The organism is Rhizobium sp. SAFR-030 (assembly GCF_059415005.1).
The window spans coordinates 550,352-563,171 of record NZ_JBPFDO010000001.1 but is presented as its reverse complement, the minus strand read 5'-3'; the positions used below and the strand labels follow the sequence as shown (position 1 = coordinate 563,171).

Sequence of the window (12,820 nt, the reverse complement as noted above, 5' to 3'; positions counted from 1 at the left end):
GACCAATCGTGACGGACAAGGCGACCCGCCTCGGCGATCTCGGCAGCGCGATGCTGAAGCCGTTCAACCAGACGGAAGCCAGAGCAGCGCTCGCGGCCCTGAAGGAGATGGCAGCGGACCAGTCCGCCGTTGCCCAGATTCTCGCGGAAGACGGGCCGCTGAAGGCGTTCCTGGTTGCTGCCTTCTCGCTGTCCCCGTTCCTGAAGGAGATCGCACACCTCCACCCGCAGCTCTTGAACGCAGCACTGAGTGCTCCGCTCGAGGAGCAGCTCGAGGCAGCGGTTGAGCGTGCTCGGACGGCATGGCGCAGCGAAGACGGATCCTCCGTGCCAAGCGAGGCCGCCGTGATGGCAAGCCTGCGCAAGGCAAAGCGCGAGGCGGCATTCCTGCTGGCGCTCGCCGATCTGGCAAAACTCTTCACGCCCCGCCAGACGACCGACTGGCTGAGCCGCCTGGCCGATGCGGCGGTCGCAGCCGCCATCGACCACCTGCTTCTCGCAAGCCACCTGGCCGCCAGACTGACGCTTAACGACCCCGAGCAGCCAAGCACCGGCTCGGGACTGATCGTCATCGGCATGGGCAAGCTCGGCTCTGGCGAGCTGAACTATTCCTCCGACATCGACATCGTCGTGTTCTTCGATCCGGACGCCGGCATTCTTGCCGATCCGATGGAGGCGAGCGAATTCTACGGGCGGATGATGCGCCGGCTCGTGCGCATCCTGCAGGAGCGCACCGGCGACGGCTATGTGTTCCGCACCGACCTTCGCCTGCGCCCGGACCCGGGCTCGACACCGCTTGCCGTATCCGTGGAAGCCGGGCTGATCTATTACGAGGGTCGCGGCCAGAACTGGGAGCGGGCGGCCTACATCAAGGCGCGACCGATGGCCGGCGACCTTGCCGCCGGCGAGGTGTTTCTCCGCCAGTTGGTGCCCTTCGTCTTCCGCAAATACCTTGATTACGCGGCGATCGCCGATATCCACTCGATCAAGCGGCAGATCCACGCGCACAAGGGCCACGGCGCCATCGCCGTCAAGGGACACGACGTGAAGCTGGGCCGCGGCGGCATCCGCGAGATCGAGTTCTTCGTCCAGACGCAGCAGCTGATCGCCGGCGGACGCATGCCGTCGCTGCGGATCCGTCAGACGGAAGAGGCGTTGCGGGCGCTCGCCGAAGCGCACTGGATCAAGCCGAAGATCGCCGAGGAACTGATCGACGCCTACTGGTTCCTGCGTGATGCAGAGCATCGGATCCAGATGGTGCGGGATGAGCAGTTGCATCGGCTGCCGGAGACGGAGGCCGAACTCAAGCGGATCGCCTACCTTGCGGGGTTCGACGATACGGCAGGCTTTGCGGCACGGCTGGAGACGGTGCTGCGAACCGTCGAGCAGCGCTATGCGGAGCTGTTCGAGCAGGAGGCGAAATTGTCGCACGGCGACGGCAATCTGGTGTTCACCGGCCAGAACGACGATCCCGAGACGTTGAAGACGTTGGAAGCACTCGGCTTCGAGAGGCCTGCCGACATGTCACGCGTCATCCGCACCTGGCACAACGGTCGCTACCGCGCGACGCAATCGGTGGAGGCACGCGAGCGGCTGACGGCAGTCATGCCTGACCTCTTGACCGCGTTCGGGCGCAGCAAGCGTGCCGACGAGGCGCTGTTGCGCTTCGACGGTTTCCTCAAGGCACTCCCGGCCGGCATCCAGCTGTTCTCGCTGCTCGGCAACAACCCCGGCCTCCTGTCGCTGCTGGTGACCATCATGTCTGCGGCGCCCAGGCTGGCCGATATCATCGCCGCCCGTCCGCACGTCTTCGACGGCATGCTGGATCCGGGGCTGATGGCCGAACTGCCGACCAAGGCCTATCTGGGCGAGCGCCTGTCCGGCTTCCTTGGCGGCGCGCGGCATTACGAGGAGACGCTCGACCGTCTGCGCATCTTTGCTGCCGAACAACGGTTCCTCATCGGCATCCGGCTTCTGACCGGCGCCATCGACGGCGGCCAGGCGGGACGCGCATTTGCCGATCTGGCCGATCTGATGATCAGCGAAGCATTCGCGGCGGTACTGGCGGAGGTGGCGCAGACGAATGGCCATTTTCCCGGCGGGCGCGTGGCGGTCATGGGCATGGGAAAGCTCGGCAGCCACGAACTGACGGCAGGCTCGGACGTCGACCTGATCCTGCTTTACGACCATTCGGCCGAGGCGCTCGAATCGGATGGGCCGAAGCCGCTGGACGCGGGCCGCTACTTTACCCGGCTGACGCAGCGGCTGATCGCCGCCCTCTCGGCGCCGATGGCCGAAGGGGTGATCTTCGAGGTCGACATGCGTCTGCGCCCGTCAGGCAACAAGGGGCCGGTGGCGACCCGCATCAACGCGTTTCGGAAGTACCAGCAGGAAGAGGCGTGGACGTGGGAGCACATGGCGCTCACCCGGGCGCGGATGATCTGCGGCGATGACAGCCTGATCGAGGAGGCGCAGGAGGTGATCTCCGGGGTACTGGCGGCACCGCGCGACCAGGAGCGCGTTGCTACCGACGTCGCCAAGATGCGCAAGCTGATCGAGACGGAGAAGCCGCCACGCGACATCTGGGACCTGAAGCTCATCCCCGGCGGCCTGATCGATCTTGAGTTCCTGGCGCAGTATCTGCGGCTCGTGGCGCCGGTCGGGACGCAAGCGGCGTCGCCTGCGGGAACGCGCACGGCAGACGCGCTGGCGAGCCTGGGGCAGGGCCGGCTTGACCCCAACGACCTCGACGCCTGCCTGAAGGCGCTCGCCCTGTTCACCGACCTGTCGCAGATGATCCGGCTCTGCATCGACGGGCCGTTCGATCCGAAGGACGTGCCTGCAGGCCTCACCGAATTCCTCTGCCGCGTGGCGGATTGCCCCGACCTGAAGTCGCTGGAAAGCGAGGTTCGGCGGCTGTCGAAGGCGGTGCGAAAGGTTTTCGACAAGACCCTGAGGCCGGCTTCGTAGGCCGGCTCAGCCGCTCGCTCGTCAGGCTGCAGCTGTCGAGGTCTGTTCGACGCCAAGCCGGTCGTCCGCCGGGTTTTCCTGCTGCTGCGGGATGAACAGCGCGACCACGGTCCCCTGGTTCATCCGCGAGCGGATGCGCATGCTTCCGCCGTGCAGTGATACAAGCGAGCGGGAGATGGCAAGGCCGAGACCCGATCCGCCCTTGCTCTTGGCATACTGGCTCTGCACCTGCTCGAAGGGCTGGCCGATCTTGCCGAGCGCCGTCTTCGGGATGCCGATGCCGGTATCGGCGATCGTCAGCAGCAGGCCACGCTCAGACTGGCGGGCGCGCAGTTCCACCCGCCCGCCTTCGTTGGTGAACTTCACCGCGTTCGACAGGATGTTGAGCAGGATCTGCTTCATCGCCCGGCGGTCTCCGGCCATCCTGAGGCCGTCGTCGATGCGCTGGGTGACGGCGATCGACTTCTCCTCCGCCGGGATGGAGGTGAAGCGAATGCTTTCCTCGATCAGCGGTGCAAGATCGATCGTCTCGCAGTGGATCTTCATGTGCCCTGCTTCGATCTTCGACATGTCGAGGATGTCGTTGATGACGTTCAGCAGGTGCTTGCCGCTTTCGTGGATGTCCCGGGCGTATTCGCTGTATTTCGGCGAGCCGACGGGACCGAACATGCCGTTCAGCAGGATCTCCGAGAAGCCGAGAATGGCGTTGAGCGGCGTGCGCAGCTCGTGGCTCATATTGGCGAGGAATTCCGATTTCGCCTTGTTGGCGGCCTCGGCGCGCTCCTTTTCCGCCTGATAATTGGCGTTGGCAATCGACAGTTCGGCCTTCTGGCGCTCCAGCTTCTTCTGCGACGCCGACAAGTCGCCGATCGTCGCCATCAGCCGCCGTTCGGACTCGCGCAGGCGCTCCTGGTGGCGCTTGAGAAGCGAGATATCCGTGCCGACCGACACCGTGCCGCCGTCGCGGGTGCGCCGCTCGTTGGTCTGCAGCCAGCGCTCGTCGGCGAGCTGGACTTCGGTGGTTCGCGAAAAACCGTTGTGGTCGGGATCGGCGATGCGGCGTTCGATCACCGGTCGCGCGGCGGCGGCGGTCAGCACGCTGCGCTCCGTGCCCGGCACCAGAACGCTGTCCGGCAGACCGTAGGCCTGCTGGAAGTGCGTGTTGCACATCACCAGCCGGTCGTTCTTGTCCCACAGCACGAAGGCTTCCGACGTACATTCGATGGCATCGGCGAGCCGCTGGTCGGCTTCGGCGTAGCGCTGCGCCAGGCGGTGCTGCTCGGTCACGTCCATGGCGATGCCGATGACATGCGTGCGGCCGGCACCGGTATGCATGATCTGGGCGCGCGCACGCATCCAGACATAGTGGCCGGCGGCATGACGCATGCGGAACACCTGGTCGATCTGCTTGGCATTGCCGCGCCCGACGGCGCGCGCCAGCGCAAACAGATTGCCGTCGGCGGGATGCATCATCCGCGCCGCCTCGCTGAACGACATGACGTTCTTGCCCGGCGGCAGGCCAAGCATCTCGTACATCGAGCGTGACCAGAACAGCCGACGGTTCGACAGGTCGAAATCCCACAGCCCGCAGCGACCGCGAGACAGCGCCGTCTCGACGCGCATGTTCGATTCGAGGAAAATCTCGTCGGCGTCGCGGGCCCGCTTCACCTGCATGTAATAGGCGTAGAGGATCACCAGCAGCACGGAGGAAATGCCGGTGAACAGCGTGACGTTGAGCGAAACCTGCTGGCGCCAGAACTGTTCGATGGCGTCCAGCGAGTGAGCCGAAACGATCAAGCCGCCGGAGACGCTGCGAATGGCGGCGTAATGGGGAATGCCGTTGAAGGTGGTCTCGATGATGCCGTCGGCATCGCCAAAGCGGCGCATGGCGACAGTTTCCGGCAGGAAGCTGTCGAAGCGGGCGCCGATATAGGGGGTGCTGATGGCAGAGCCGCCGAAGATGCGGCCATTGGCATCGACCAGCAGGACGAAAGTGCTCGGATCAAACCGCAACTGCGGCAGGAACGCCGACAGCTGGGACTCTGCCGCCTGCCGGTTGCCGCTCGACAGCGTCGTCTCGTGCCCGGTGAAGGCTGCGGAACTGGCGGCGGCGAGGAGAGCGGTGGTCTGCCGCGCGTCCTCTTCCATGCGGCTGCGCTCGGACATCAAGCCCATCAATCGCGACGCGGCGACGACGGCGAGGAATGCGATGATGAGGAGCGGGATGGAGCGCTTCAGCCAGAGCTCGGTGCTCGGCAGCCGCTCGAGCCAGTGACGGGTGCGGGCAATCAGGCCGCCCGCAGCAAAACGTTCCGCCAGACCGAGGCGGGCCAAAGCCAGCCTATCCAGGAATTTGAAGTGCAGCCGTCCTTCGGCCGCGGTTTCCCGCTGCACGTCCGCCATCGTTCCGGTTGATCCCTCGTGAGTGATTCGCAATGCCGCTTGCGATCTGTGCACAGTGAATCATTGCCGATTCGGCTTGTCCAGCGCTTTGGTAGGAATTTTTTAACCAATTGAAAAGGCGGCGCTTTGGGCGAGTCGCGGCCGGCTCATCTACGAGCTTTCGAAGATGCTGACGAAAGAGCGCGCGCAATCCTTGCGCACGCTCTTATTGTGTCAGGCCTTCAGCATCCGCTCGACGATGTCGCGCACGTCGGTCGAAAGCTCGGAGGTCCGTTCGATCTCGGCCAGTGCCGCGCGGGCATGATCGGCGCGCACCGGCTCCAGCGACCGCCACGACCGCATGGAGGTGAGGATCCGCGCCGCCAGTTGCGGATTGCGCGGATCGATCGCCAGGATCTGCTTGGCAAGGAAGCGGTAGCCTTCCCCGTCCGCCCGGTTGAAGCCGGTCGGATTGGAAAAGGCGAAGGCGCCGATCAGCGAGCGGACCCGGTTGGGATTGGTGGCCACGAAATGCGGATCCTCCATCAGCGCCTTGACCCGCGCCAGTGCGCCGGGTCCGGGGATGGTCGCCTGGATGGAGAACCATTTGTCGAGCACCAGCGGATTGGTCTCGAAGCGCTTGAGGAAGGCGCCGAGCGCATTGGCGGTCTCTGACTTGCCCGGGAAGCGGTGAGCCAGCACCGTCAGCGCCTGGATCATGTCCGTCATGTTGTCGGCGGCCGAATATGCCTCCGCTGCCCGCAGTATGCCGCCGTCAGCGTAGGACAGATAGGACAGCGCGCTGTTGCGCAGCGCCCGCTTGCCGGCATCTTCCGCACTCGGCGCGAAGGGGCCGTCGATGCGCAGGGTATCGAACAGCCTCTGGAAGACGGCAGCGCCCTTGTCGGCGATGATGGCGATGATGGCCTGGCGGGCCGCATGAATGGCGTCCGGATCGTTCTTGCCGCCCAGTTCGCGGGCAATGTCAGCTTCGCTCGGCAGTGCCAGCACCTGCGCCCGGAACGCCGGTTCCAGGCTGTCATCGTCGGCCGCCTCAAGCAGTGCCTCGACGAAGGCCGGATCGCAGTCGATCGGCTTGCCTTCGCCGACATCGCGCGCGGCCTGCATCAGGTTCGGCAGTGCCAGATCGGTGATCGCCTGCCAGCGGGCGAACAGATCGCTGTCATGGCGGGCGATGTGTGCGAGATCGGCGGATGGCTGGCTGAGGTCGAGGTTGATCGGCGCGGAGAAGCTGCGGTTGAGCGACAGCACCGGGCGAGAGGCTACGCCCGAGAAGGTGAATGTCTGCTTGCGTTCGGTAAGGTGCAGCACGTCGCCGCTGATCTCGCCGCCTGTGACCGCTGTCGGTTCGGCGATAGAGCCGTTGTCGAGGATCAGTGCGAACGACAGCGGAATGTGCATCGGTTCCTTCACCGGCTGGCCGGGCGTGGCCGGAACCGTCTGTTCCAGCGACAGCGTGAAGGTTTTCTCTGCTGCGTCATAGGCGCTGGAGGCGGTCACCATCGGCGTGCCGGCCTGGTGGTACCAGCGCGAGAACTGCGAAAGGTCTCGGTCAGCGGCTTCCTCGAAGCACTTGACGAAATCCTCGACGGTCGCCGCATCGCCGTCGTGACGCTCGAAATAGAGGTCCATGCCCTTCTTGAACAGATCGCGGCCGAGAAGCGTCGCGATCATCCGGGTGACCTCCGAACCCTTCTCATAGACGGTCGTCGTGTAGAAGTTGTTGATCTCGCGGTAGGTCGTCGGGCGCACCGGATGGGCGAGCGGGCCGGCATCCTCCGGAAACTGCTCGGCCTTCAGGTGGCGGACCTCGGCGATGCGCTTGACGGCGCGCGAGCGCATGTCGGCGGAAAACTCGTGGTCGCGATAGACCGTCAGGCCTTCCTTGAGGCACAGCTGGAACCAGTCGCGGCAGGTGATGCGATTGCCGGTCCAGTTGTGGAAGTATTCGTGGGCGATGATCGCCTCGATATTGGCGTAGTCCTGGTCGGTCGCCGTCTCCGGGTCCGCCAGCACGTACTTGTCGTTGAAAACGTTGAGACCCTTGTTCTCCATCGCCCCCATGTTGAAGTCCGAGACGGCGACGATCATGAAGATATCCAGATCGTATTCGCGGCCGAAACGTTCCTCGTCCCACGCCATCGAGCGCTTCAGCGCATCCATCGCGTAGGCCGCGCGCGGCTCCTTGCCGTGCTCGACGAAGATCTTCAGCGTCACGTCGCGGCCGGACACGGTGGTGAACGTGTCTTCGACGACGCCGAGGTCACCGGCGACCAGCGCGAACAGGTAGCTCGGCTTGGGGAAGGGATCGAACCAGGCGGCAAAATGCCGGCCTTCATCGTAGTTTCCGCCGCCGAGGAAATTGCCGTTCGACAGCAGCAGCGGGTTGCTCGCTTTGTCGGCGACGATGGTGATCGTATAGGGCGCCAGCACGTCCGGACGGTCGGGGAAGTAAGTGATGCGGCGGAAACCTTCCGCCTCGCACTGCGTGCAGTAGATGCCGTTGGTGCGGTAGAGGCCCATCAGCTGGGTGTTGGCCTCCGGGTTGATGATCGTGACGACGGTGATCTCGAACGGCTGGCTTTCCGGCAGGTCGCGGATGGTCAACTGCTCGGGAGAGACGTCGAACTGTTCCGGCTTCAGGTCGATCTGGTCGAGCCGCAGTTCGCTCAAGCCCAGCTCGTCGCCGTCGAGGATCAGCGGCAGGCCGGCATCAACGCCTTCGCGCCGATGGAAGATCAGCCGCGCTTCGACACGCGTCGCGGTCGGGTCCAGTTCGAAGGTAAGGTCGACGCGTTCCAGAACGAAGTCAGTGGGGCGATAATCTGCCAGATGCACAATCTGACCCGTGTCTGTACGCATGATGTTCCCTGGTTGGCTTGCAGGATGCTGCTGCAGGTCTATGGCCCTTGCAGTGACGGCCGCACTATCACATTCAAAACTGAACGATTGCTAAAGCCGTTCCGAAAAAGGACACTTTGACGTAACGACCGTAATTCATTGATCAATCGCCTTTATAATTGATCGATACATCACAAGACGTGATGCTTCCGCTCTTCGCACGTGCGGTAGTCTAGCAAAGATCGAGTCACACACCAACCGGCGGCGGATGCCCGTTTGCCGCGAGCGACAGCATGAATCCGGTAGCGCAGGATCCCTTGCGGGGGATCGCCATGAAAGTCCTGTCCGTCATCGTCTTTCTTGGCATGCAGACCTGCATCAAGTCGGCCGGAGACGGCATCCCCGCAGGCCAGATCACCTTCTATCGCTCGGCCTTCGCGCTGGTGCCGATCCTCGGCTATCTCGCCATGCGCGGCGACCTGTCGACGGCGTTCCGCACCGACAGCCCCTTCGGTCACCTGAAGCGCGGATTGCTCGGCGTCATGGCCATGGCCTGCGGCTTTTACGGCTTGATCCAGCTGCCGCTGCCCGATGCCATCGCCATCGGCTACGCCTCGCCGCTGATGGCGGTTATCTTCGCTGCGCTGATCCTCAAGGAGAGCGTGCGCATCTATCGTTGGACGGCCGTGGCGCTCGGCATTTTCGGGGTGCTGATCATCTCATGGCCGAAGCTGTCGATGTTCGAGAGCGGCGGCATGCAATCCACCCAGGCAATGGGTGCCGTCGCGGTGCTGATGTCGGCGGTGATTGGCGGCCTGGCCATGGTCCAGACGCGCCAGCTGGTGCGCACCGAAAAGACCGCGACCATCGTTGTCTACTTCTCGCTGACGGCGGCCGTTCTGTCGCTTGCCAGTTACCCGTTCGGCTGGGCGGTGCTGACGCTCGAAAACAAGATATTTCTCGTCGGGGCAGGTGTCTGCGGCGGGCTCGGGCAGATCTTCCTGACCGAGAGCTACCGGCATGCGGATGTTTCGACCGTCGCGCCCTTCGACTATTCCTCGATCATCCTGGGGATCGCCATCGCCTATGTTCTGTTCGGCGATATCCCGTCATGGTCGATGCTGATCGGCACGGCGATCACGGTGTCGGCCGGCATCTTCATCATCTACCGCGAGCACCAGCTCGGGCTGGAACGCAAGGCGGCTCGCAAGGCATCCTCGCCGCCGGCGTGACGGGCGGCAATCGACTTCAGAGAGGGATGCAGGCAGTCGCCGCAGCGTCACTGGAACGGTCGCCCGTGGACGTGGCGCGGCTGTATTCCGAGCTGGCGCGCACGGCGGTGCCAATGGCGCGGACGCTATCGCGCATGGTGCGGAGGGACTTGATCATCGTCCGGCCTTCTCAGCGTTCGCGGAAGTCGGCAAAGACGGCGGTCGGACGTGCAAGGCCGCCACGACGCAGGTAGCCGCGTGCGGAGATCTGTTCATTCGTCGCCGAACCGAAGTTGTGGTAGCCCTCGGTTGAACGGGGCGACAGACCGGCGAGACGCAGCGTTTCGAAGCCGGAATGAATGGGACGGATGCGGGTGGTCATGGTGCCTGGTTCCTTGTCTGGGTTTCCTCCCGAGACATGGTGAATATTGCACCGCAACATAGATTCGGCAACGACGATGAACGAAGCGCTGTTATGCGCAATGCGCATGGCTGGCTTCATAAAGCGTTAACATTGATGATTAGTTGAGCATTGCCTGCCGAAAAAGGAGCAGATCCTGCCAGACGAGTGCCTTGTTTGCGGGCGCCGTCAGCAGATCCTGCGGATGCAGGCTGGCTAGGGCCGGAATGCGGCGCCCGCCGATCGCAAGATCCCGCCACTGGCCGCGCAGCCCGAAGATCGACGTCTCGCTCTCCAGGAAGAATCGCGCCGTGAAGTTGCCGAGGAGCAGCAGCAACCGCGGTTCGGCAAGTGCCACCTGTCGCTCGATGAACGGCCGGCAGATTTCAATCTCGGCGGGCGAGGGGATGCGGTTGCCGGGCGGCCGCCATGGTACGACATTGGTTAGCAGCACGCCCTCCCGCGACAGGCCGATGGCGGCCAGCATGCGGTCGAGAAGCTGACCCTGGCGTCCGGAGAAGGGCAGGCCGTCGCGGTCGTCATCGGCCGACGGCATCGGGCCGATGACCATGATGCCAGTCGTCGGGTCGCCGCTGGCAAAGACGGTCGAACGCGCGCCGTGCTTCAGGTTGCAGCCGTTGAAGGCCTCAAGCGCCGTCTTTAACTCGTCCAGCGAACGGGCACCGTCTGCCGTAAAGCGCGCGGCAGCCACGGCATCGGCGTCCGGAACGGCAACCGCGGCCGCCGGTCCGGAGGACCGCAAGAGCGGCGTCGCGGATGGGTCGGGAACGGGTGCCTGTCGTGCAGCGGTCGCGGTCGCGGCGTGAGGCTGCTGCCGCGCGGCGGCGGCATGGCTTGCCTTCTGTTCGGCAAAGGCTGCGATCCGGTCTACCGGGGCATCTTCGAGCAGCCATTCGACGCCCGAATCCGCATAGAAGTGCAGAAGCGATGCCAGTTCTGCAGCAGCGAGGTCCTTGGGCGAGATCGGGGAAGAGTTCATGGGCGCGACTTTAGCCCATCCGTCTCCGCCGTCCAAGCCATGCTTCACGCCGTCCAGCGGCCGACATCACCGCTTTCGCCGATCAGTGCCAGGCCGTGGGCGATCGACAGGAGCTCGCCGCCGCTCTCGATGCGTGATGGATCGAAGCGCCGCTCGAAGATCCGCCGCACGGCCGGCACAAACGAGCTGCCACCGGTGAGAAACACCTTGTCGACGGATCCCGCCTCGGTGTTGCTCTTCTGCAGGACTTCCTCCAGCGCATCCTCGATGCGGGCGAGATCGTCGGCGATCCAGGTCTCGAAATCCGAACGCCTGACGGTCTTGCGGCCGGCCTTGCCGAGCGGCGCAAAGTTGAATTCAGCCTCTTCGGCTTGCGACAGCGCCATCTTGGTCGCCGAAATCGCCTGATAGAGCGGATAGCCTTCGTCGTGCTCGATCAGGTCGATGAACAGTTCCAGCTTGTCCGGCTCCGTAGCCGAGCGCACCAGCGACTGCAGGTCGGCGAACTCGCGGGTGGTCTTGAAGATCGACAGCTGGTTCCAGCGGCCGAAATTGGCGTAGTAGCCGGCCGGCACCTCGAGCAGCTTGTCGAAGCTCTTGAAGTGGCTGCCCTTGCCGATTTCCGGCGAGACGAGGTTGTCGATGAGCCGGAAGTCGAAGTGGTCGCCGGCGATGCCGACGCCCGAATGCCCGATCGGCACGGCGCGCAGCTCGCCTGCATGGCGTTCGAAGCGGATCAGCGAATAGTCGGTGGTGCCGCCGCCGAAATCGGCGACCAGCACATGGGCGTCGCGCGTCAGCGACTGGGCGAAATAGTAGGCGGCGGCGACCGGCTCGTAGACGTAGTGGATTTCCGGGAAGCCGAAGCGCGACAGCGCCGCCTGATAGCGCTGCAACGCCAGCGCCTCGTCCGGATTGCCGCCGGCAAAGCGAACCGGACGGCCGACAACGAGTTGCGACACGTCTTCCGGCCAGTTGTCGCCGGCATAGGCCTTCAGCCGACGCAGGAAGATCTCCATGAGATCCTCGAACTGCTGGCGACGAGCAAAGACCAGGGTCGCCTGGAAGGCGGCGCTGGCGGCGAATGTCTTGATCGACTGCAGGAACCGGCAATCGCCGGGATTGTCGATGAACATGCGGATGGCCGCCTGGCCGGCTTCCACTTTCAGCGCCTGTGCCCCGAGCGTCCTGTCCTTCATGAACGATAGCGCCGTGCGCATGCTGTCGCTCTCGCCGGCACTGCTGGTGAATGACATCGAGTGGGTGGCATTCGCCTGGCCGGTCGCCATCGCCAGAACGGTGTTGGTCGTGCCGAAATCGAGCCCGAGCGCGCGTGTCATGGCGTCGTCCTTCCTGTCCGAAAATGTCTCTGGAACGGAGCGGCCTGCGCTCCCCATGTCGAGGGCGCAGCAGCGCCCGTCACGTCAAGGACGCGCTGATGACACAGGCGAGGTGCAAATTCAAGCCGCCAGGAGGGTCTGCTTCGGAAGGTTCTCTCGCGTGCAGGACGGCTGCCTCCGCTTTGGCGGTCGTCCATCTTTCCGGCTAGATCCCCGGCGGCCGGCCGTGGCAACGGTTGCAGCCGTGGTTCTGGCGGGCCCGAACGACGATAAACTTGAGGTCCACAGATAGCCGAGAGGCGACAGGCCGGTGACGCAATCCAGGCGCCTGAACGGCAGGGAAATCACGTCAGGTCGGTAGCTATGCGCGGCAGCCGGCAAGTGCAGGAACAAGATCGCCGGCAGTGGCCTGCCGGCGATTAAGCGCTTGGCCGTTTTCAGTTGGGGTCCTAGACCGGGCGACGCCGTATCGCAAAGAGAGCGATGAAGCCGACGAGCGCGAGGATCGCGCCGTAGAGGATCCAGGGCGACTGGTTGATCATGGAACTGGACGCGGGGTAGGGGAAGTAACCGGTTCCCTGGCCGACCCAGACGAGGCCGAGGAGGATCGCCAGGACGGCGATGATCTTCATAACGAGACGAGTCATGCGGATGGT

9 protein-coding genes are annotated in these 12,820 nt (G+C 64.3%); 2 read left to right on the top strand and 7 right to left on the bottom strand.

The features are described 5' to 3' along the window. Nucleotides 1-5: 5 nt before the first annotated feature. On the top strand, nt 6-2,969 hold the full coding sequence (locus ACR65N_RS02880; RefSeq protein ID WP_440456107.1) for a bifunctional [glutamine synthetase] adenylyltransferase/[glutamine synthetase]-adenylyl-L-tyrosine phosphorylase: 2,964 nt from the start codon (nt 6-8) through the stop codon (nt 2,967-2,969). Between the two features lie 21 nt (nt 2,970-2,990). Here the strand turns inward: ACR65N_RS02880 and ACR65N_RS02875 are convergent, their stop codons facing one another. Further along, on the bottom strand, nt 2,991-5,372 hold the full coding sequence (locus tag ACR65N_RS02875; protein WP_440455653.1) for a PAS domain-containing sensor histidine kinase: 2,382 nt from the start codon (nt 5,370-5,372) through the stop codon (nt 2,991-2,993). Between the two features lie 213 nt (nt 5,373-5,585). Beyond that, entirely contained in the window at nt 5,586-8,234 is a 2,649-nt protein-coding gene (pepN, locus tag ACR65N_RS02870; protein WP_440455652.1) for an aminopeptidase N, read from the bottom strand. 272 nt (nt 8,235-8,506) lie between these two features. Between pepN and ACR65N_RS02865 the strand changes: the two genes are divergently transcribed. Beyond that, nucleotides 8,507-9,445 (top strand): DMT family transporter, encoded by a 939-nt coding sequence (locus ACR65N_RS02865; RefSeq protein WP_430305453.1) that lies wholly within the window; start codon nt 8,507-8,509, stop codon nt 9,443-9,445. A 16-nt stretch (nt 9,446-9,461) separates the two neighbouring features. Here ACR65N_RS02865 and ACR65N_RS02860 read toward each other — a convergent pair whose 3' ends face one another. The 5 genes from ACR65N_RS02860 to ACR65N_RS02840 all read right to left on the bottom strand — a co-directional run bounded on the left by ACR65N_RS02860 (nt 9,462) and on the right by ACR65N_RS02840 (nt 12,811). Beyond that, nucleotides 9,462-9,602: a hypothetical protein gene (locus tag ACR65N_RS02860; RefSeq protein WP_430305452.1), complete on the bottom strand. Its 141-nt coding sequence runs from the start codon at nt 9,600-9,602 to the stop codon at nt 9,462-9,464. A gap of 12 nt (nt 9,603-9,614) precedes the next feature. Continuing rightward, nucleotides 9,615-9,806 (bottom strand): hypothetical protein, encoded by a 192-nt coding sequence (locus ACR65N_RS02855; RefSeq protein ID WP_430305451.1) that lies wholly within the window; start codon nt 9,804-9,806, stop codon nt 9,615-9,617. 139 nt (nt 9,807-9,945) lie between these two features. Continuing rightward, a complete protein-coding gene (locus ACR65N_RS02850; RefSeq protein ID WP_440455651.1) occupies nt 9,946-10,824 on the bottom strand; it encodes a uracil-DNA glycosylase in 879 nt (292 codons plus the stop codon). Between the two features lie 44 nt (nt 10,825-10,868). After that, on the bottom strand, nt 10,869-12,164 hold the full coding sequence (locus ACR65N_RS02845) for an Hsp70 family protein (RefSeq protein ID WP_440455650.1): 1,296 nt from the start codon (nt 12,162-12,164) through the stop codon (nt 10,869-10,871). 449 nt (nt 12,165-12,613) lie between these two features. Continuing rightward, nucleotides 12,614-12,811 (bottom strand): hypothetical protein, encoded by a 198-nt coding sequence (locus ACR65N_RS02840; protein ID WP_430305448.1) that lies wholly within the window; start codon nt 12,809-12,811, stop codon nt 12,614-12,616. Nucleotides 12,812-12,820: the final 9 nt, after the last annotated feature.